This window comes from Aeromonas sp. MdU4, assembly GCF_041929505.1.
In the GTDB taxonomy this organism is placed as follows: Bacteria; Pseudomonadota; Gammaproteobacteria; order Enterobacterales; family Aeromonadaceae; genus Aeromonas.
Genome location: NZ_JBHFMW010000020.1, coordinates 100339 through 121682, shown reverse-complemented (window position 1 = coordinate 121682; position 21344 = coordinate 100339). Strand labels below are relative to the sequence as shown.

At 57.6% G+C, this 21344-nt stretch carries 18 protein-coding genes; 16 read left to right on the top strand and 2 right to left on the bottom strand.

Annotated features, from left to right (window positions below; translation table 11 throughout):
• The first annotated feature begins 28 nt into the window (after positions 1 to 28).
• The 15 genes from pyrH to accA all read left to right on the top strand — a co-directional run bounded on the left by pyrH (position 29) and on the right by accA (position 17557).
• Complete coding sequence (gene pyrH / locus ACE1BR_RS10585; RefSeq protein WP_374870048.1) at positions 29 to 763, top strand: UMP kinase; 735 nt, start codon at positions 29 to 31, stop codon at positions 761 to 763.
• A gap of 96 nt (positions 764 to 859) precedes the next feature.
• Entirely contained in the window at positions 860 to 1417 is a 558-nt protein-coding gene (frr, locus tag ACE1BR_RS10580) for a ribosome recycling factor (protein WP_374870047.1), read from the top strand.
• A 72-nt stretch (positions 1418 to 1489) separates the two neighbouring features.
• Positions 1490 to 2266 (top strand): polyprenyl diphosphate synthase, encoded by a 777-nt coding sequence (uppS, locus tag ACE1BR_RS10575; protein WP_374870045.1) that lies wholly within the window; start codon positions 1490 to 1492, stop codon positions 2264 to 2266.
• Positions 2267 to 2293: 27 nt separating this feature from the next.
• Complete coding sequence (locus ACE1BR_RS10570) at positions 2294 to 3151, top strand: phosphatidate cytidylyltransferase (RefSeq protein ID WP_374870043.1); 858 nt, start codon at positions 2294 to 2296, stop codon at positions 3149 to 3151.
• Positions 3151 to 4344 (top strand): 1-deoxy-D-xylulose-5-phosphate reductoisomerase, encoded by a 1194-nt coding sequence (gene ispC / locus ACE1BR_RS10565; protein ID WP_374870041.1) that lies wholly within the window; start codon positions 3151 to 3153, stop codon positions 4342 to 4344. Before ACE1BR_RS10570 ends, ispC begins: the two co-directional genes overlap by 1 nt.
• Positions 4344 to 5696 carry a sigma E protease regulator RseP gene (gene rseP, locus ACE1BR_RS10560; protein ID WP_374870039.1) on the top strand — a complete coding sequence of 451 codons (1353 nt, stop codon included), beginning with the start codon at positions 4344 to 4346 and terminating at the stop codon, positions 5694 to 5696. Before ispC ends, rseP begins: the two co-directional genes overlap by 1 nt.
• A gap of 34 nt (positions 5697 to 5730) precedes the next feature.
• Positions 5731 to 8262: an outer membrane protein assembly factor BamA gene (bamA, locus tag ACE1BR_RS10555; RefSeq protein ID WP_374870037.1), complete on the top strand. Its 2532-nt coding sequence runs from the start codon at positions 5731 to 5733 to the stop codon at positions 8260 to 8262.
• Positions 8263 to 8411: 149 nt separating this feature from the next.
• Positions 8412 to 8924: an OmpH family outer membrane protein gene (locus ACE1BR_RS10550; RefSeq protein WP_005338563.1), complete on the top strand. Its 513-nt coding sequence runs from the start codon at positions 8412 to 8414 to the stop codon at positions 8922 to 8924.
• A gap of 3 nt (positions 8925 to 8927) precedes the next feature.
• Positions 8928 to 9947 (top strand): UDP-3-O-(3-hydroxymyristoyl)glucosamine N-acyltransferase, encoded by a 1020-nt coding sequence (gene lpxD / locus ACE1BR_RS10545; protein ID WP_219263302.1) that lies wholly within the window; start codon positions 8928 to 8930, stop codon positions 9945 to 9947.
• A 24-nt stretch (positions 9948 to 9971) separates the two neighbouring features.
• Positions 9972 to 10433: a 3-hydroxyacyl-ACP dehydratase FabZ gene (fabZ, locus tag ACE1BR_RS10540; RefSeq protein ID WP_374870035.1), complete on the top strand. Its 462-nt coding sequence runs from the start codon at positions 9972 to 9974 to the stop codon at positions 10431 to 10433.
• Positions 10434 to 10438: 5 nt separating this feature from the next.
• Positions 10439 to 11230 carry an acyl-ACP--UDP-N-acetylglucosamine O-acyltransferase gene (lpxA, locus tag ACE1BR_RS10535; protein WP_374870033.1) on the top strand — a complete coding sequence of 264 codons (792 nt, stop codon included), beginning with the start codon at positions 10439 to 10441 and terminating at the stop codon, positions 11228 to 11230.
• On the top strand, positions 11223 to 12362 hold the full coding sequence (lpxB, locus tag ACE1BR_RS10530) for a lipid-A-disaccharide synthase (protein ID WP_374870031.1): 1140 nt from the start codon (positions 11223 to 11225) through the stop codon (positions 12360 to 12362). Before lpxA ends, lpxB begins: the two co-directional genes overlap by 8 nt.
• Positions 12363 to 12482: 120 nt before the next feature.
• A complete protein-coding gene (rnhB, locus tag ACE1BR_RS10525; RefSeq protein ID WP_374870029.1) occupies positions 12483 to 13073 on the top strand; it encodes a ribonuclease HII in 591 nt (196 codons plus the stop codon).
• A gap of 38 nt (positions 13074 to 13111) precedes the next feature.
• Positions 13112 to 16591, top strand: a complete 3480-nt coding sequence (gene dnaE, locus ACE1BR_RS10520; protein WP_374870027.1) for a DNA polymerase III subunit alpha — start codon at positions 13112 to 13114, stop codon at positions 16589 to 16591.
• 15 nt (positions 16592 to 16606) lie between these two features.
• The gene (gene accA, locus ACE1BR_RS10515; protein WP_374870025.1) at positions 16607 to 17557 is read left to right on the top strand and encodes an acetyl-CoA carboxylase carboxyl transferase subunit alpha; all 951 of its coding nucleotides are present in this window, start codon (positions 16607 to 16609) and stop codon (positions 17555 to 17557) included.
• 310 nt (positions 17558 to 17867) lie between these two features.
• On the opposite strand, the gene ACE1BR_RS10510 is transcribed toward accA, so the two are convergent.
• Together ACE1BR_RS10510 and tal are read right to left on the bottom strand one after the other, a co-directional pair.
• On the bottom strand, positions 17868 to 18050 hold the full coding sequence (locus tag ACE1BR_RS10510; RefSeq protein ID WP_374870023.1) for a DUF3545 family protein: 183 nt from the start codon (positions 18048 to 18050) through the stop codon (positions 17868 to 17870).
• A gap of 159 nt (positions 18051 to 18209) precedes the next feature.
• On the bottom strand, positions 18210 to 19160 hold the full coding sequence (tal, locus tag ACE1BR_RS10505; protein WP_374870021.1) for a transaldolase: 951 nt from the start codon (positions 19158 to 19160) through the stop codon (positions 18210 to 18212).
• A gap of 709 nt (positions 19161 to 19869) precedes the next feature.
• Between tal and ACE1BR_RS10500 the strand changes: the two genes are divergently transcribed.
• Positions 19870 to 21300: an alanine/glycine:cation symporter family protein gene (locus ACE1BR_RS10500; protein ID WP_374870019.1), complete on the top strand. Its 1431-nt coding sequence runs from the start codon at positions 19870 to 19872 to the stop codon at positions 21298 to 21300.
• The last annotated feature ends 44 nt before the right edge of the window (positions 21301 to 21344 follow it).

Sequence of the window (21344 nt, the reverse complement as noted above, 5' to 3'; positions counted from 1 at the left end):
GGTCTTTATATGACCAGGAATCAGTGACATGAGTACCAATCCCAAACCTGCATACAGACGTGTTCTTCTGAAGTTGAGTGGTGAAGCCCTGCAAGGATCCGAGGGTTTCGGCATTGATCCGGCGGTGCTGGAGCGGATGGCCCAAGAGATCAAAGAACTGGTTGAGTTGGGTGTTCAGGTCGGTCTGGTCATCGGTGGCGGCAACCTGTTCCGTGGTGCCGGTCTTGCCAAAGCGGGCATGAACCGCGTGGTGGGCGACCACATGGGTATGTTGGCAACCGTGATGAACGGTCTGGCCATGCGTGATGCCCTGCATCGTGCTTATGTGAATGCCCGTCTGATGTCTGCCATTTCTCTGCAGGGTGTCTGCGACTCCTACAGCTGGGCCGAGGCAATCAGCCAGCTGCGCGCTGGTAAAGTTGTTATCTTCTCTGCCGGTACCGGCAACCCCTTCTTTACTACCGATTCTGCAGCTTGCCTGCGCGGGATCGAGATCGAAGCTGACGTAGTGCTGAAAGCGACCAAGGTCGATGGTGTATACAACGAGGATCCGGTCAAGAATCCGGATGCCGTGCTGTATCATGAACTGAGTTATGATGAAGTTCTTGAAAAAGAGCTCAAGGTAATGGATCTTGCTGCCTTTACTCTGGCACGTGACCATGATCTGCCGATCCGCGTCTTCAACATGAACAAACCGGGTGCATTGCGTCGGGTTATCATGGGTGAGCCGGAAGGCACTCTGATCCGCCACACTGGTAAATAAGATAAAAGTGAGCCACCAGGCGCTCTTATCCATTACGTCAGTAAATAAGATAGACACGGGCCGTGCGACGGCTCGTTCGCCAAAAGGAAAACCACTGTGATCAACGAGATTAAAAACGACGCCAAGGAGCGCATGGGCAAGAGCGTAGAAGCGCTCAAGACCCAAATGTCCAAGATCCGTACCGGTCGTGCTCATCCGAGCCTGCTCGACGGCATCCAGGTTGAGTACTACGGTGCGGCCACTCCGCTGAAACAGTTGGCCAACGTAGTGGCAGAAGATGCTCGCACTCTCTCCATCTCTATCTTTGACCGCTCCATGATCCAGGCGGTAGAGAAGGCGATCCTGACCTCCGATCTGGGCCTGAACCCGTCCAGCAATGGCCAGACCCTGCGTGTGCCGTTGCCGCCGCTGACCGAAGAGCGTCGTCGTGACCTGACCAAGATCGTCCGCGCCGAAGCGGAAAATGCCCGTGTTGCCGTGCGCAACATTCGTCGTGACGCCAACGCCGATCTGAAAGCACTGCTGAAGGACAAAGAGATCTCCGAAGACGACGACCGTCGTGCCCAGGAAGAGATCCAGAAGTTGACCGACTCCTACGTCAAGCTGGTCGATGAGGCCCTTGCCGTAAAGGAGAAGGAGCTAATGGAAATCTAAGCGCCTGAAAGGTATATTACGAGCGCCGTGTAGTGCCCCTGCACGGCGCTTTTGTCTTTGTGGGAGAATTACATGTCGCTTTTGGCTGCGTTGGGTGATTGTGCCAACTCGTCTTTACCCCGTCACGTCGCCATCATCATGGATGGTAACGGTCGCTGGGCCCAAAGCAGAGGCAAGATGCGGGTTTATGGCCACAAGGCGGGCGTCAAGTCAGTGCGCGAGGCTGTTACCTTTGCTGCGCGTGCCAAGATCGAGGCATTGACCCTGTTTGCATTCTCCAGCGAGAACTGGCGCCGCCCGGAAGGGGAGGTCAGTGCCTTGATGGAACTGTTCATCACCGTGCTGGGTCGTGAGGTGCAAAAACTGCATAACAACGGGATCCGGCTCAAGGTGATTGGCGATACTGCTCGCTTTAGTGAGCGGTTGCAGGCCAAAATCGCCAAGGCGGAGGCCCTCACCGCCAATAACAAGGGTCTGACCCTGAATATTGCGGCCAACTATGGCGGCCAGTGGGATATCGCCCAGGCGGCCCGCAAGCTGGCCAGGGCGGTCGCAGCCGGTGAGCTGGCGGCTGACGACATTGATGAGGCCATGTTGACCCGCGAGGTTTGTATGGCCGATCTGCCACCCGTGGACCTGTTGATCCGTACCGGTGGCGATCATCGCATCAGCAACTTTGTGTTATGGCAGCTCGCTTATGCCGAGCTCTATTTTACCCCGGTATTGTGGCCCGATTTCAACGAGGCCGAGTTTAGTGAGGCTGTCGCCTCCTTCGTTGCCCGCGAGCGCCGTTTTGGCTGCACGGGTGAACAGATACGGGAATTGATCGCCGAGCAGCAGACCGGCTAAACCCCGCTCCCAAGAGAGAGGTTTCTTTTGCTAAAACAACGAATTATTACTGCTTTGATGTTGATCCCCCTGGTGTTGGGGGCGCTCTTCTTTCTGCCATTGAAATTTTTTGCCCTGTTGGCTGCGCTGGTGTTTTTGTTGGCCAGTCGCGAATGGAGTGGGTTTGTCTGTGCTGCCCCGCAGCAATGGTTGCCCATCGTGTTTTGTCTGTTGCTCGGTGCCAGCCTCTTTTGGCTGCCGGTCGAGCAGCTCTGGACCCCTCATCTGCATCCGTTGGTGATGGGGGTGCTCTGGACAGCCGTCAGCTGGTGGCTGCTCGGCTTGCTGCTGGTGTTGCGCTATCCCCAGAGCGCCAAGTTGTGGAAAGAGTCAGTCTGGCTCAAGTCCCTGTTTGGTCTGGTGACCCTGGTGCCCTTCTTCTGGTCGCTGGTCGCTATCCGTGGTTACAACTTCTATCACGACCCCATGATGGGCGCCTGGATCCTGTTGTTCGTAATGGGACTGGTTTGGGCGGCAGATTCTGGCGCGTATTTTTTCGGCAAGGCGTTCGGTAAACACAAGCTGGCACCCGCTGTCAGCCCGGGTAAAACCATCGAAGGGATGTGTGGTGGTCTCTTCACCGCCAGCCTGCTCGCGATTGGTGTCACCTGGTCGATGGGATTTGTACCTGCCAAGATGGTCATTGTACTGTTCTGCTCCCTGCTGGCTGTATTGGCTTCCGTGCTGGGCGATCTGACCGAAAGCATGTTCAAGCGCGAAGCTGGCATCAAGGACTCCGGCACCCTGCTGCCGGGTCATGGCGGTATTCTCGACCGGATCGACAGCCTGACTGCCGCATTGCCGGTATTTCTGCTCAGTTATCTGCTACTTAGTCAGGAGTTTTGATGCGCAACCTGGTGATTCTGGGGGCCTCCGGTTCCATTGGTCAGAGTACCCTGAAGGTGCTGCGCCATAATCCGGGCAGTTGGCAAGTGTTGGCATTGACCGCCGCCCGCAGTGTGGACGCCATGCTGCAGGATTGCCTTGAATTCTCTCCCCGTTTCGCCGTGATGGTTGATGAAGAGGCCGCCCGCGAGTTGACCATTCGCCTCAAGACTCACGGTAGTACGACACGGGTCATGTCTGGTGCGGCTGCCTTATGTGACGTGGCGGCCCATCCCGATGCCCACAGCGTGATGGCAGCCATCGTCGGTGCCGCGGGTCTGGCCCCGACCATGGCTGCAGTGCGTGCCGGCAAGCGCATTCTGCTGGCCAACAAGGAGGCGCTGGTGATGTCCGGGGCCTTCTTCATGGACGCGGTGCGTGAGCATGGCGCCGAGCTGCTGCCTATCGACAGCGAACACAATGCAATCTTCCAGTGTCTGCCGACCGCAGTGCAGCGTCAGCCAGGTTTTTGCGATCTGGCGGAGGCGGGGATCAGCAAAATTCTGCTGACCGGTTCTGGTGGCCCGTTCCGTTATACCGAGATTGGCGAGCTGGCCCATGTCACACCGGCACAAGCCATTGCTCATCCCAACTGGTCTATGGGGGCCAAGATCTCGGTCGACTCCGCCACCATGATCAACAAAGGGCTGGAGTACATCGAGGCGCGCTGGTTGTTCAACGCCACGCCCGAGCAGATCCAGGTGGTGATCCACCCGCAGTCGGTGATCCACTCCATGGTGCAGTACAAGGATGGCTCTGTGCTGGCCCAGCTCGGTAACCCCGATATGTGCACACCCATCGCTCATGCACTGGCCTATCCCAATCGCATTCCCTCCAGTGTGGAACCTTTGGATTTCTTCAGTGTCGGAGAGTTCAGCTTTATCCGGCCTGATTACGACCGCTACCCCTGTCTGGCGCTGGCCATCAATGCCTGTCAGAAGGGACAGGCGGCGACCACTGCGCTTAATGCCGCCAACGAAGAGGCGGTTGCCGCCTTCCTGGCGGAACGCATCGGTTTTATGGATATTGCCCGGATCAACGAGGCGGTGATGCTGGCACTGGAGAGCAGTGCCGTGAACTCGCTCGATGATCTGTTTGCCCTAGATGGTGCGGCCAGATCCCGTGCTCACCACCTGATTGAGGAGCTTGGTTGATGGGCGGCATGTTATGGAATATCGGCGCCTTTGTCGTTGCGCTGGGCCTGCTGGTTGCGGTGCACGAGTTTGGCCACTTCTGGGTTGCCCGCCGTTGTGGCGTACGTGTAGAGCGCTTCTCCATCGGTTTTGGCAAAGCGATCTGGCGCCGGATGGGCAAGGATGGTACCGAGTATGTGCTGGCACTGATCCCGCTCGGGGGTTACGTCAAGATGCTCGATGGCCGGGTCGATGAGCTCAAACCCGGCGACGAGCAGCACGCTTTCAATCACAAGCCGGTCTGGGCCCGGATGGCCATCGTCGCCGCTGGCCCCATGGCCAACTTCGTGTTTGCCCTGTTTGCCCTCTGGTTGATGTTTATCATCGGGGTGCCGAGCGTCAAGCCGGTGATCGGTGAGGTGCGTCCCGCATCCATCGTGGCCGAGGCGGGTGTGCAGCCAGGGATGGAGATCGTCGGGGTCGGCGATGAGCAGACCGGCGACTGGGAGAGCGTTACCTATGCTCTCATCAGCCATCTGGGTGATCAATCGGTCACCCTCAAGGTGCAGGCGCCCAATACCAGCTATGCCACCGATAAAACCCTGTCGCTTGCCAGCTGGACATTCGATCCGGATAAAGAGTCACCCATAGGCAGTCTGGGGATAGTGCCGTTGGGCGGCAAGGTATTGACCGTGGTTGCCGCCGTGGTACCCAAGAGCGCCAGTGAAAAAGCGGGGCTGCAGGTAGGCGATCGCATCAAGCAGGTCGGTGAGCAGCCGATCACTGACTGGACCCAGTTTGTCGAACAGGTGCAACAGGCTCCGGGTGAGCCATTGCAGGTGGTGGTGGTGCGCAATAACAGTGATGTGAGCGTGACGCTGACGCCGGACACGAAAAAGGTGCAGGGCAAGCTGGTTGGATTCGTCGGTCTCTCACCGCAATTGGTTCCATTACCGGATGAATATCGAATTCTGTTACAGTATGGGCCTTTGCAGGCGCTGTGGCATGGTGCTGACAAGACCTGGAGCCTGATCACGCTCACCTTTGACATGATTGGCAAGCTGGTTGCCGGCATAGTGTCGCTGGATAACCTGAGTGGCCCCATCTCTATTGCCAAGGGGGCGGGTAGCAGTGCCGATTATGGGTTGGTCTATTTCCTGAGTTTCCTGGCGCTGATCAGCGTCAACCTGGGGATCATCAACCTGTTCCCCCTGCCGGTACTCGATGGCGGCCATCTGGTCTATTTCCTGATCGAGGCGGTCACCGGCAAGCCCGTATCTGAGAGAATACAGGAAGTGGGTTTCAGGATCGGCGCCGCCATTCTGATGTTATTGATGGGTATTGCGCTGTTTAACGATTTCGCTCGCCTCTGAGGTCAGAGCATCAACAAGGACACATAAGAACAAAATGGCTGTTAAAAAAGCATTGGTGTTGAGTTGCCTGCTGGGTGCCAGTTTCTTGGCCCAGGCGGCCCCTGCCTCTTTTGTGGTGCAAGATATCCAGGTCGAAGGTTTGCAACGGGTGACCCTGGGTGCCGCACTGTTGAATTTGCCGATCCGGGTTGGCGACACGGTTGATTCCGTGGCCCTGGCCAGTGCCATCAAGAAACTCTACTCCTCGGGTAACTTCGAGGATGTGAAGGTCTACCGCGATGGTCAGGTGCTGCAGGTGATGGTCAAGGAGCGTCCGACCATCTCCAGCATCGAATTTTCCGGCAATAAAGATATCAAAGAGGAGCAATTGACCCAGAGTCTGGAGTCCTCCGGTATTCGTGTCGGCGATCCGCTGGATCGTACCGTACTCACCTCCCTCGAGAAGGGGCTGGAAGATTTCTACTACGGTGTGGGCAAATACTCCGCAAAGGTCAAGGCCATCGTCACCCCGCTGCCGCGCAACCGGGTTGACCTCAAGTTCACCTTCCTGGAAGGTCAGGCGGCCAAGATCCAGCAGATCAACATCGTGGGCAACAGCGTCTTCCCGGAAGACAAACTGATTGCCCAGCTCTCCCTGCGTGATGAGGTGCCCTGGTGGAACTTCACCGCGGATCAGCGCTATCAGAAGCAGAAGCTGGCCGGTGATATCGAAACCCTGCGTTCCTACTACATGGACCGTGGTTACATCCGTTTCCAGCAGGAGTCTACCCAGGTCTCCATGACCCCGGACAAAAAGGGTGTCTACGTTACCCTCAACATCAAGGAAGGGGAGCAGTACAAGGTCTCCGGCATTCAGCTCAAGGGCGATTTGATCGACCGGGGCGGCGAGATGAAGGGGCTGATCCCCATCGAAGGTGGGAGTGTCTACTCGGCCAGTCAGGTAACCCATACCGAAGAGGTGCTCTCCAAGTTCCTCGGTCGTTACGGCTATGCCTACCCGAAAGTGGTCACCTTCCCGCAGATCAACGACAAGACCAAGGAAGTCGAGCTCATCGTCAACGTTGAGCCGGGCCCCCGTGTCTATGTGCGCAACATCAATTTCACCGGCAATGCCACCACCGAAGATCAGGTGCTGCGTCGCGAGATGCGTCAGATGGAGGGGACCTGGCTCTCTTCCGACAACATCGAGCAGTCCAAGAGCCGTCTCAACCGCCTTGGCTACTTCGAGAGCGTCGAAGTGGATACCAAGCGAGTGCCGGGCAACGATGATCTGGTTGACCTCGACTTCAAGGTCAAGGAGCAGCCAGCAGGTTCCATCAACGCCGGTATCGGTTACGGCACCGAGTCAGGTTTGAGCCTGCAGGCTGGGATCTCCCAAGACAACTTTATGGGAACCGGCAAGCGGGTTGCCATCAATGCCAGCACCAACGACTACTCCAAGAACGTTGATCTGAGCTACAACGACCCCTACTTCACCGTCGATGGCGTCAGCCTGGGTGGCCGGGTCTACTACAACCAGTTCCGTGCCGATGATGCCGATATCGTTGATTACGAGAATGAAACCATCGGTTTCCGTCTCTCCAGTGGCTTCCCGGTCAACGAGTTTAACCGACTGGACTTCAGTACCGGTGTCGAGAGTACCAAGCTGAGTCGTCCGTCGTTCAATGCCCAGAACTATCAGGAGTGTCTGAAAGACAACCCGGATACTGACGGTAACACCTACTGCTGGGATCAATGGAACGACAACCGCCAGTCAGTGCAGATGGATCAGTTCTGGAATATCTATTCGCAGGATGGCTCCAATCTTGATTTTGTGACCGTCGACCTGACCGCAGGCTGGACCCGCTCAACCTTGAACAAAGGGATGTTCCCGACCGCCGGTGACCGTCAACGGGTCAATGCCAAGGTGACTGTACCGGGCATGGAGTTGCAGTACTACAAGCTCTCTGCTGAAGATGCTCACTACTTCCCGCTCGATGCAGACCACAACTGGGTCATGATCGGCAAGGGGCGCGTCTCCTACGGTAATGGCTATGGCGATGACTCCATGCTGCCTTTCTTCGAAAACTACTATGCCGGTGGTTTCGATACGGTGCGTGGCTTCAAGAGCAACACCATTGGTCCGAAAGCTATCTACAAGACCTATACCAAGCCGGGTACCGGTGGCTGTACTGGCAATCAGCCGTGTGAGACCGGCTATTACGAAGGTTCCGACACCTCGGTCGGTGGCAACGCACTGGCGGTCGCCTCGTTCGAACTGGTCTTCCCGACCCCGTTTGTTTCCGAGACCTATCGTCCGCAGATCCGCTCTACCGCCTTTATTGATGCCGGTACGGTCTGGAGCACCGATTTTGCCAATGGTGCCTATCCTTGCGCGGCCGGGGCAGATTGCAACTATATGAGCCAGGACTACTCCAACCCGGGCAATATCCGGGTCTCTGCCGGTGTCTCGCTGCAGTGGCTCTCGCCAATGGGCCCGCTGGTGTTTGCGCTGGCCAAGCCCATCAAGAAATATGAGGGTGACCGCACCGAGTTCTTCTCGTTCAACATCGGTCGCACCTTCTAATTCGTGTCTCACCCCCACCCATGCGGTGGGGGTATTTAATGATGGGACGCGCGGTATGCGTGCCTCACCAGGTAACAAGATGGCCCTAACGCCGCTTGCATAATCAGGTAAATCAGGTAGCCCTCACCATGAGGGAACAAGGAGTAAGTGTGAATAAAGCGTTGAAAGTAGCTGGTTTGAGCTTTGCACTGATGGCTGCCGGCATGGGTTCTGCCTTCGCTGAGACCAAGATCGCCGTGGTTGACATGGGCGAAGTCTTTCAAAAGCTGCCCCAGCGTGAAGCCGTTGCAGCCAAGCTGAAAGGTGAATTCGAGCCGCGTATGCGTGAGTTGCAGAAGCTGGAACAGGAAGGCCAGAAGTTGGTCGAGAAGTTCCGCAAGGATGAAGCCTTCATGAGCGCCGAGCAGAAGAAGCAGAACCAGGAAAAACTGGCCAAGCTGCAGATGGAGTTCAACCAGAAGCGTCAAGCCTTTGAGCAGGACAACGGTCGCCGTCAGTCCGAAGAGCGCAACAAGATCCTGACCAAGGTGCAGGCTGCCATCGATTCCATCGCCAAGAGCAATGGTTACGATCTGGTGCTGGAGCGCAACGCCGCCCCGTATGCAGCCAGCAAGCTGGACATCTCCGGCCAGGTTATTTCTCAGGTAAGCAAGAGCAACTAATTGATGGCATTTACTCTCGCACAGCTGGCCCAGCAACTGGGGGCCCAGGTCCATGGCGACGGAACCCTGGAAATCCGCAAGGTAGCGACACTGGAAAAGGCCGGGGAGGGTGAGATTACCTTCCTGTCCAACAAGAAGTACCGCTCTTATCTGGAGCAGAGCAAGGCGACCGCCGTGCTCATTACAGAGGCGGATCTCCCTTTCTGTCCCACCAATGCGCTGGTGCTCAAGGATCCCTACGTGGGTTTTGCCCGGGTAGCCCAACTGCTGGACACCACGCCGCAACCGGCCACGGATATCCATCCGAGCGCCGTCATCGCGGCTGACGTGCAACTGGGCGAGAGAGTGGCCATCGGCGCCAATGCAGTGATCGAATCCGGCGTCGTGCTGGGTGACGATGTACGCATTGGCCCGGGTTGTTTCGTTGGCAAGAACACCCGGCTGGGAGCTCGCTCCCGGCTGTGGGCCAACGTCACCCTCTATCACAATGTGACCATGGGTACCGACTGTCTGGTTCAATCCGGCACAGTGATCGGGGCCGATGGTTTCGGTTATGCCAACGAGCGTGGCGAGTGGATCAAGATCCCCCAGCTCGGCGGCGTGACGATTGGCAACCGGGTCGAGATCGGTGCCTGTACCACCATTGACCGCGGTGCGCTGGAAGATACCCGCATCGCTGACAACGTCATCATCGACAACCAGTGCCAGATCGCCCACAACGTGGAGATCGGTTACGGCACCGCCGTGGCGGGTTCCACCGTGATGGCTGGTAGTCTCAAGGTCGGCAAATACTGTATCATTGGCGGCGCTTCCGTCTTTAACGGGCATATGGAGATCTGCGACCAGGCCACCGTCACCGGTATGGCCATGGTGATGCGACCCATTACCGAGCCCGGTGTCTACTCTTCCGGCATCCCTCTGCAAACCAATAAAGAGTGGCGCAAGACCGCCGCCCGGGTGATGCGTATCGAAGAGATGCACAAGCGGTTGAGCAAGCTTGAGAAGAAGCTGGATCAAGAATAATCACGATTGGTATAGGGTACTGTTTTGAATACTGAAAAGAAGAGCCTGGGTATCCAGGAAATCATGGATCTGCTGCCCCACCGTTATCCGTTCCTGATGGTGGATCGGGTCGACGACTACGAGATCAGCGATGAGCGCAAAACCCTGCGTGCCATCAAGAACGTCTCGTTCAACGAGCCAATTTTCCAGGGACACTTCCCGGCCAAGCCGGTGTTCCCGGGCGTACTGATCCTGGAAGCGATGGCGCAGGCCACCGGTATCCTGGCCTTTACCATGGTGGGCAAGCCGTCTCCCAACGAACTCTATTATTTTGCCTCAATCGACAACGCTCGCTTCAAGCGCCCGGTCGGCCCCGGTGATCAGCTGGTGCTGGACGTGGAGTTCCTGAAAGAGCGTCGCGGTATTGCCAAGTTCACCGGTGTCGCCACCGTCGACGGTGAAGTGGTCTGTACCGCCGAGCTGATGTGCGCCAAACGCGAGGTTTAACACACGTGATCGATCAGACTGCCACCATTCACGATACTGCTATCGTCCATGAGTCTGCCGTGATCGGTAAAGGGGTTGAAATCGGCCCCTTTTCTGTCATCGGCGCCGAGGTAGAAATCGGCGACAACACCTGGGTAGGCTCCCACGTGGTGATCAAGGGCCCGACCAAGATTGGTCGCGGCAACAAGATCTTCCAGCACACCTCTATCGGCGAGGATTGCCAGGATAAGAAGTACGCTGGTGAGCGTACCTTCCTCGAGATTGGCGACAACAACGTCATTCGCGAGAACTGCACCTTCCACCGTGGCACCATTCAGGATCAATCCCTGACCAAGGTGGGCAGCGGTAACCTGTTCATGGTCAACGTTCACGTTGCCCACGACTGCATCATCGGTGACAACTGCATCTTCGCCAACAACGCGACCCTGGCGGGCCACGTGGTGATCGGTGACTTCGTGATCTTTGGTGGTCTCTCTGCCATTCACCAGTTCGGCCGTGTCGGTTCCCATGCCTTCGTCGGTGGCTGTGCCGCCCTGAACAAGGATGTGCCGCCCTACGTGATGGCCGCTGGTAACTACGCCAAGCCGTTCGGGGTCAACTCTGAAGGGCTGCGCCGTCGCGGTTATACGCCTGAGGCTATCTCTGCCGTCAAGCGTGCCTACAAAGAGATCTTCCGTTCCGGCAAGACCATCGAAGAGGTGCTGCCGGTATTGATCGAGATGGCGCAAGCCGAGCCGGCCGTCCAGCTCTATGTGGACTTCCTCAAAGATAACGAGCGCGGGATCATCCGTGCCTGATCCGGTTCGTATCGGTATCGTCGCCGGAGAAGTCTCCGGCGACATTCTTGCTGCCGGTCTGGTGCGCGAGCTGCAGACCCGCTACCCGGATGCGCAGTTCGAAGGGATCGCCGGGCCGCGGATGCAGGCTCTCGGCGTCAAGGCCCTGTTCGAGATGGAAGAGCTCTCCGTCATGGGGATCACCGAGGTGCTGGGCCGTCTGCCGCGCATCCTCAAGGTTCGTCGCGAACTGCTGCGCCACTTTATCGCCAATCCGCCCGATATCTTCATCGGCGTGGATGCACCGGATTTCAATATCGGGGTGGAGCTGAAACTGCGCCGCGCCGGTATCAAGACGGTTCACTATGTCAGCCCCTCGGTGTGGGCATGGCGTCAGAACCGCATTCACAAGATCAAGGCCGCCACCGACATGGTGCTCGCCTTCCTGCCGTTCGAGAAAGCCTTCTACGACCGTTTCGAGGCCCCTTGCCGTTTTGTCGGCCACACCATGGCGGATGATATTCCACTGGTGCCGGATCAGGCTGCCGTGCGCCGCAAGCTGGGCATCGATGCCAACCGCCGCTGGCTGGCGGTACTGCCGGGCAGTCGCACTGCAGAAGTGGGCTTTATGTCCCCTCTCTTTCTCGAGGCGTGCAAGAGTCTGACGGTACGCTATCCGGATCTCGGTTTTATCGTGCCGCTGGTCAATCAGAAGCGGCGTGAGCAATTCATGGCCATCAAGGCCGAAGTGGCGCCGGATCTCGAGATGGTGCTGCTGGAAGGGCAGGGGCGCGAGGCGATGATCGCTGCCGATGTGGTGATGCTGGCGTCCGGCACTGCGGCACTGGAAGCCATGCTGGTGAAAAAGCCGATGGTGGTGGGCTACAAGCTCAAACCCTTCAGCTACTGGCTGGCCCAGCGACTGGTGAAGACCGAATTTGTCTCCCTGCCCAACCTGCTGGCCGGGCGCATGCTGGTGCCGGAGCTGATCCAGCATGAGTGCACCCCGGAGAATCTGGTGGAAGAGGTGAGCAAATATTTCGAGCACGACAACAGTGCGCTGGTCAACACTTTCACCGAGTTGCACCAGCTGATCCGCTGCAATGCCGATTTGCAGGCCGCCGACGCGGTGGCTGATCTGCTCGGCAGATAACGCTATTTCGGATCGTCGATTGCGCCGCGCTACCCGTTAATCTATTACCTGAGCGGTGATACCGCGCCAGTTGACCCCATGTCAGGCCCCACGGGGCCTGTTTTGATTCAAGGCTACAAGATGATGATCGATATTCCTGACGACAAGCTGGTTGCCGGTGTGGATGAAGTGGGTCGCGGCCCGCTGGTGGGTGACGTGGTCACCGCCGCGGTCATTCTCGATCCCGCCAACCCGATTGTCGGGCTGGCTGACTCCAAGAAGCTCTCCGAGAAGAAGCGCCTCGCCCTGTTTGACGAAATCAAAGAGAAGGCGCTGGCCTTTGCCATCGGGCGTGCCAGCCCGGAGGAGATCGACGAGCTCAACATCCTGCACGCCACCATGCTGGCGATGCAGCGTGCCGTGGCAGGGCTGAAGGTCACCCCCGAGCTGGTCTTTATCGATGGCAACCGCTGCCCGGCGCTGCCGATGGAAGCACGCGCCGTGGTCAAGGGCGATAGCCTGGTGGCCGCCATCAGTGCCGCCTCCATTCTGGCCAAGGTGACCCGCGATGCGGAGATGACCGAGCTGGACAGCCGCTATCCCGAGTATGGTTTTGCCCGTCACAAGGGTTATCCGACCGCTGAGCACCTCGCTATTCTGGCCGAGCGTGGCCCGCTGCCCGAATATCGCAAAAGCTTCAAACCGGTGCGCCGCGCACTGGGGATCGAGTAGACCATGCCATTTAGTTTGAGCAGCGAGAGGAGATGACGATGGCTGAACCCCGTTTTATCCACCTGCGAGTCCACTCCGACTTCTCCATGGTCGATGGCCTGCAGAAGATCAACCCCATCGTCGGGGCGGCGGCGGCCAATAACATGCCGGCGCTGGCGCTGACCGATCAGATGAACATGTGCGGTCTGGTGCGTTTCTATGGATCGGCCCACGGCAAGGGGATCAAACCCATCGTCGGTGCCGACTTCTGGGTGCAGAGCGACGAGCTTGGCGACGAGCAGTTCCGTCTCACCCTGCTGGCCATGGACAATGACGGCTACCAGAACATCACCCTGCTTATCTCTCGCGGCTACCAGCGCGGCCACGTGCAGGGGCGCCCGGTTATCGACAAGAGCTGGCTCGCCGAGCATGCCAAGGGGGTGATCGTGCTCTCCGGCGGCCGTGAAGGGGATGTGGGCAAGTTCCTGCTCAAGGGTAACCGGCAGATGACCGAGCAGTGTCTTGCCTTCTACCAGACCCATTTTCCCGATGCCTACTACCTCGAGCTGTTGCGGACCGGTCGACCCGACGAAGAGGTCTACCTGCACATGGCGGTGGCGATTGCCACCGAGTTCGAGCTGCCTGTAGTCGCCACCAACGAGGTGGTGTTCCTCTCTGCCGATGATTTCGACGCCCACGAGATCCGGGTTGCCATCCACGATGGCTATACCCTGATGGACAAACGCCGCCCCCGTCGCTACAGCCCGCAGCAGTACCTGCGCAGTCAGGAGGAGATGGCGGAGCTGTTTGCCGACATCCCCGAGGCGCTGGAGAACACGGTGGAGATCGCCAAGCGCTGCAACGTGACGGTGCGCCTCGGTGAGTATTTCCTGCCCAACTTCCCGACTGGCGACATGACCACTGAAGATTTTCTGGTGGCCAAGTCGAAAGAGGGTCTGGAGGAGCGGCTTGAGTTCCTGTTCCCGGATCCGCAAGTGCGAGCCGAGCGCCGTCCCGAATATGACGAGCGTCTCGACATCGAGCTGAAAGTGATCAACCAGATGGGCTTCCCGGGTTACTTCCTCATCGTGATGGAGTTTATCCAGTGGTCCAAGGACAACGGCATTCCCGTTGGCCCGGGCCGGGGCTCGGGGGCGGGCTCCCTGGTGGCCTATGCCCTCAAGATCACCGACCTCGATCCGCTGGAATTTGACCTGCTGTTCGAACGTTTCTTGAACCCCGAGCGGGTATCCATGCCCGACTTCGACGTCGATTTCTGTATGGATCGGCGCGACGAGGTGATCGACCACGTCTCCGAGATGTATGGCCGGGATGCGGTGTCCCAGATCATCACCTTCGGCAGCATGGCGGCCAAGGCGGTGGTGCGGGACGTGGGCCGGGTATTGGGCCACGCCTACGGCTTTGTCGATCGTATCTCCAAGCTGATTCCGCCGGATCCGGGCATGACCCTGGCCAAGGCATTCGAGGCCGAGCCAAAACTGCCCGAGCTCTACGAGCAGGATGAGGAGGTCAAAGACCTCATCGACATGGCTCGCCGCCTCGAAGGGGTCGTGCGCAACGCCGGTAAGCACGCCGGTGGCGTGGTGATCGCGCCCACCAAGATCACCGATTTTGCGCCGCTCTATTGCGATGACGAGGGTCATCACCCGGTGACCCAGTTCGACAAGAACGATGTGGAGTACGCGGGTCTGGTGAAGTTCGACTTCCTCGGCCTGCGGACCCTGACCATCATCGACTGGGCGCTCGGCATGATAAACCCGCGTCTTGCCAAAGAGGGCAAGCCGCCGGTGGACATCGCCGCCATCCCCATCGATGACAAGAAGTCGTTCGACCTGCTGCAGCGCTACGAGACTACCGCGGTATTCCAGCTGGAATCCCGCGGCATGAAGGATCTGATCAAGCGGCTCAAGCCTGACTGCTTCGAGGACATGATCGCACTGGTGGCCCTGTTCCGACCGGGCCCGCTCCAGTCAGGCATGGTGGATAACTTCATCGACCGCAAGCACGGCAATGAAGCGATCTCCTATCCGGACGAGAAGTGGCAGCACGAGAGCCTGCAGCCCATTCTGGAACCGACCTACGGCATCATCCTCTATCAGGAGCAGGTGATGCAGATCGCCCAGACCCTGGCGGGCTACACCCTGGGTGGCGCGGACATGTTGCGTCGTGCCATGGGTAAGAAAAAGCCCGAGGAGATGGCCAAACAGCGGGCCGGTTTCGAGGAGGGCGCCATTCAAAACGGCGTCGACGGCGAGCTGGCGATGAAAATCTTCGATCTGGTGGAGAAGTTTGCGGGCTACGGCTTCAACAAATCCCACTCCGCCGCCTATGCGCTGGTCTCCTACCAGACCCTCTGGCTCAAGACCCACTTCCCGGCCGAGTTCATGGCGGCGGTGATGACCGCCGATATGGACAACACCGACAAGATCGTGACTCTGGTGGACGAGTGTCAGCGGATGGGGCTGACGGTGATCCCGCCGGATGTGAACACCGGTCGCTATCGCTTCTCGGTCAACGAAGATGGCCATATCGTCTATGGTATCGGCGCGGTGAAAGGGGTCGGTGAAGGTCCTATCGACGCGATTCTCAGCGCCCGGGATCAGGATGGCCCGTTCCGCGACCTGTTCGATTTCTGCAACCGGGTCGATATCAAGAAGCTTAACAAGCGGGTGATGGAGAAACTGATCCTCTCCGGTGCCATGGACCGGCTCGGTCCCCACCGCGCCGCCCTGATGGCGACGCTGGAGGAGGCAATGCGTGCCGCCGAGCAGCACGCCAAGGCGCAGGCGGTGGGTCAGGTCGACATGTTCGGCGTGCTTACCGAAGAGATTGACGACGTTAAGAAGGCGTTTGCCAACGTGCCGCACTGGCCTGACAAGGTGTGGCTGGAAGGGGAGCGCGAGACCCTCGGGCTCTATCTCACCGGTCACCCCATCAACCAGTACAGCGGCGAATTGCGTCGTTATACCTCGGGTCGCCTGTGCGATCTGCATCCCACCTCCCGCGATACCGTGACCACGGCGGCGGGGTTGGTGATTGCGGCCCGCAGCATGGTGACCAAGCGTGGCAACAAGATGGGGATCTTCACCCTGGACGACCGTTCTGGTCGCCTCGATGTGACCCTGTTCAGTGAAGCGCTGGAAAAATATGAAGAATTGATGCAAAAAGACCGTATTTTGGTGGTTTCTGGACAGGTCAGCTTTGATGACTTCTCCGGTGGCCTTAAAATGTCGGCTCGAGAATTACTGGATATCAACGATGCGAGGGAGCGTTTTGCCAGAGCAATCCGCATCTCCCTTGATGAACAGCGGATTGATGATCGCTTTTTCCCGCGTTTGTGCGAGATTTTGGAGCCCACCCGTGCCGGAGTCTGTCCGGTTCAGGTAAACTATCGTCGCCCCGGCTCTCGGGTGCGATTGACGCTCGGTACCGAGTGGCGGGTGACGCCCACCGATCAACTGATAGATGACTTGCGAGTCCTGCTTGGACGAGAGCGGGTTGAATTGGTTTTTGATTAGAGGTTCTAAGGCCCTATGAGTCTTTTTCTGGATTTTGAACAGCCGATTGCCGAGTTGCAGGCGCAGATTGATGAACTCAAACATGTGAGTGAAGGCAATCACGCCGTGGATCTGAAAGACGAGATCCGCCGGCTGGAGAAGAAAAACGAAGAGCTGACCAAGAAGATCTTCGGTGATCTGGGTGCCTGGCAGGTATCCCAGATGGCGCGTCATCCCCAGCGCCCCTACACCTTTGACTATATCGAGCATATCTTCACCGATTTCGACGAGTTGGCTGGCGATCGCGCCTATGCCGATGACAAGGCTATCGTCGGCGGCATCGCCCGTCTCGACGGCGAGCCGGTGATGGTGATTGGTCACCAGAAGGGTCGCGAGACCAAAGAGAAGATCAAGCGCAACTTCGGCATGCCGCGTCCGGAAGGATACCGCAAGGCCCTGCGTCTGATGGAGATGGCCGAGCGCTTCAAGATGCCGATCATCACCTTTATCGACACCCCGGGCGCCTACCCCGGCGTCGGTGCCGAAGAGCGTGGCCAGTCTGAAGCGATTGCCCGCAACCTGAAAGTGATGGCCGGTCTGACCGTGCCGGTGGTCTGCACCGTGATCGGTGAGGGTGGCTCCGGTGGTGCGCTGGCCATTGGCGTGGGTGACCGCGTCAACATGCTGCAGTACTCCACCTACTCCGTCATCTCGCCGGAAGGGTGTGCCTCCATCCTGTGGAAGAGTGCCGACAAGGCTTCCGTGGCTGCCGAAGCGATGGGGATCACTGCTCAGCGTCTGAAGGAGCTCAAGCTGATCGACCACGTGATCGACGAGCCCCTCGGCGGTGCCCACCGCGATGTGGAGAAGATGGCCAAAAACCTCAAGGCCCGCATCAAGCAGGATCTGGATGCCCTGCGTCCGCTCGAGACCGAGCAACTGCTGGAGCAGCGCTACCAGCGTCTGCTGGGCTACGGTTACTGCTAAGCGCAGCCGTTAACCCCGAGTGTCCAAGCCCCCGTCTTATACGGGGGTTTTTTATTGCCAGATTACCTGTCTTGCGGTGATTGCCCCAACGCGCCCTGAAACAGCGCTGGTCTCTATTCGCAGGTTGGATACCATGCTGCTGGCGATGGCTGTCAGGGGCAGGCAGAGGAGGGCGGTACGCTTTGTCAGTGGCTGGTCTGTCTCTTGTCCACTGCATCCAGTGGCATCGCTAGCGATGGCATGACAAGCCGCTTGCGGCATAAAAAAGCGCCCCGTCTGTGCGGGGCGCTTTTAGAGGTGTCAGGTTGTATTACAGTTCAAATTCGTCTGTAAGACCCTCATAGGCGATATCGATTGATTGCAGCTCCTTCTGCAGGCGGTGTTTGTCTTTCAACGCCTCGATTTCACGCCATTTACGTTTTTTTCCCGTTGTCCCGCGGCTACGCGAACCGAGTTCAACTACCTCGTCATAATCGAAGTTGAACATTTCCATGGCTCCCTCCTTGGTTTTTATCGTTTTCACCACCCGTATAACATAACAAGACTGAAAATAAAACGTTTTCGTTACAGCTCTATGACCGAGCTAAAAGTCGGGTACAAAAAAACCGGGCTCCTTTGGGGAAGCCCGGTTTTTAGTATAAAAATTAACCGATTACAGGCGGCTAGCCAGCATGGTTTCCAGCTTGCCCTGATCGACGGCAAACATACGGATCCCTTCACCGAGTTTCTCGTGAGCCATGGCATCCTGGTTCAGTTCCCAGCGGAATTCGTCTTCGCTCATCGGGGTTGGTTTGGCTTTACGCTCGCCGGTGTAGTCCAGCTTGCGTACCACGGCACCTTCAGTTTTGCTCAGCTCTTCCAGCAGGGCCGGGCCAATGGTCAGGCGGTCACAGCCAGCCAGTTCCAGGATCTCGCCGGTGTTGCGGAAGCTGGCGCCCATGACCACAGTCGGGTAGTCGTGCTGTTTGTAGTAGTTGTAGATGGCGGTAACGGAGACCACGCCCGGATCTTCGCTGGCGGTGTAATCACGGCCATTTTTGGCCTTGTACCAGTCGAGGATACGGCCCACGAACGGGGAGATCAGGAAGGCACCGGCTTCGGCACAGGCACGCGCCTGAGCGAAGGAGAACAGCAGGGTCAGGTTGCACTGGATACCCTCTTTCTCCAGCACCTCGGCGGCGCGGATCCCTTCCCAGGTGGAGGCCAGTTTGATCAGAATGCGGTCGTTGCTGATACCGGCTTCGTTGTAGAGGCGGATCAGTTTGCGGGCCTTGGCGATGCTGGCTTCGGTATCGAAGGAGAGACGGGCATCCACTTCGGTGGAGATACGGCCCGGAACGATCTTCAGCACTTCCAGACCGATGTTGACAGCCAGCTTGTCGCCCGCGTCGATGATTTGCTGTGCCTTGTCCTGGCTCTGGGATTTGGCCCAGTTGATGGCGTCTTCGATCAGCGGTGCGTACTCGGGGATCTCGGAGGCCTTCAGAACCAGAGAGGGGTTGGTGGTGGCATCGATGGGCTGATAGCGTTTGATGGCTTCGATATCACCGGTGTCGGCAACAACAGTGGTCAGGGCTTTCAGCTGGGTTAGTTTATCGGCCATAGCGAATATCATCTCTTAATGAGGGAGTCATCCCTGGGTTGCGGGCTTGAGACGGTGGTTCTGAAATAAAATTACAGGATCTTGGTGCCTCAGGCTCAGAAAAGCGCGATGGGGGTGACCCATCGTCATTGCCTGCCTAATTAATACTTATGTGGTGCTTCCTGCAATAGGGGGACTTGGCTGTTAAATATTCAGACTGTTGAGAAATTCCGTTTTATCACATGAAACTATATGATTAATAAGGTTTTTTGTATTTCGTTCCAGCACTTTTCCGGTTTGCTTCCAGGCCAGTTTTTTTCGCAAATATCGATATTTGTGTCATCGATCACATAAATTATCCAATTGCATACTTGAAATTTAATTACATGGAAAACGTTTATCGGAATATCCCGATATGAAAGCCATTTCATGCAAGCGTTTGCTATTTCAGACAACAGGGCAGAGATATCGCAAAAAGGATTCCATATGGAGCACTACGACCTCCTGTCTGATTAAATTATTGGATTTGTTGAAAGTTTGCGATTTAAATGGAGCTTTATAGGCTTTATCCGTTCGTTTTTTGTGTTGGCGGTGATCGGGATCACTATTCCGGGCTCTCCCGCTGTGCTAGATTCCGCCCCTTTAGCAACACGCTAATTAAACGACAGACAGAAAGCGGCCAGCGTACGCAGATGTGCTGGCCATGGATGTGAATAACAACGAGAGAATTATGGACACCTTGATTGCGATGTTAAATGACCTGATGTGGGGAGCCGTGCTCATCTACCTGCTGATCGGGGTCGGGATCTTCTTCACCTTCAGACTGGGCTTTATCCAGGTCCGCCATTTTGGCCACATGTTCTCCGTGCTGAAAAACAGCCGCAAATCGGATAACGCCGGGATCTCCTCTTTCCAGGCACTCTGTACCAGTCTTGCTGCCCGGGTCGGTACCGGCAACCTGGCCGGCGTGGCCGTTGCCATCTATCTGGGTGGCCCCGGCGCCATCTTCTGGATGTGGCTGATCGCCTTTATCGGCATGGCGACCGCCTTCGTCGAAAGTACCCTGGCCCAGCTCTACAAGGTAAAAGACGAGGATGGCAACTACCGCGGTGGCCCTGCCTACTACATGGAGAAAGGCCTTGGGATGCGCTGGATGGGGGTGCTGTTTTCACTGTGCCTGATCCTGGCGTTTGGTCTGGTGTTCAACGCGGTGCAGGCCAACTCCATCAGTCTGGCGATGAAGGTCGCGTTCGGTATTCCTGACTGGGCCAGCGGCCTGGCGCTGGTGGCGCTCTCTGGCCTGATTATCTTCGGCGGTATTCGTGGCATCGCCCGTTTTGCCGAGCTGGTGGTGCCCTTCATGGCATTGGCTTACATCCTGCTGGCGCTGGTCATCGTTGCCCTCAATATCACCGAGCTGCCCCATGTGATGATGCTGATCATCAAGTCAGCCTTTGGCATTGAGCAGGCAGGCTCCGGGGCGCTGGGTTATGCCATCTCCCAGGCGATGATCAACGGCATCAAGCGCGGTCTCTTCTCCAACGAAGCGGGGATGGGCTCGGCCCCGAACGCAGCGGCGACCGCGACCCCCTATCCGCCGCACCCGGCCTCTCAGGGCTATGTGCAGATGCTGGGGGTCTTTATGGACACCATCGTCATCTGTAGCTGTACTGCCGCCATCATCCTGATGTCCGGCCAGTTTGAGCCGGGCTCCGGTGTGACCGGGGTTGAGCTGACCCAGCGGGCGCTCTCTTCCCAGATTGGCCATGGCGGCAATATCTTCATCGCTGCAGCCATCTTCTTCTTCGCCTTTACCTCCATCGTGGCGAACTACTCCTATGCCGAGACCAATCTGGTATTCCTCGAGCACAATCACAAGGGCGGCCTGATGCTGTTCCGGATGTTCGTGCTCGGCATGGTGATGTTCGGTTCTGTGGGTGAGCTGCCGACTGTGTGGGCGATGGCGGATGTCTCCATGGGGTTGATGGCTATCGTCAACCTGGTGGCGATCCTGCTGCTCTCCGGCGTGGCCATCAAGCTGGCCAAGGATTACAACGATCAGCTCAAGCTGGGCAAGGTGCCCACCTTTGATGCCAACAAGTACCCCGAGATCCGCTCCCAGCTGGAAGAGGGTATCTGGGACAATCCTGGCCAAAAATAGTCACGGTGAGTCAAACCGCAGAGGGGAGCCAGTGGCTCCCCTCT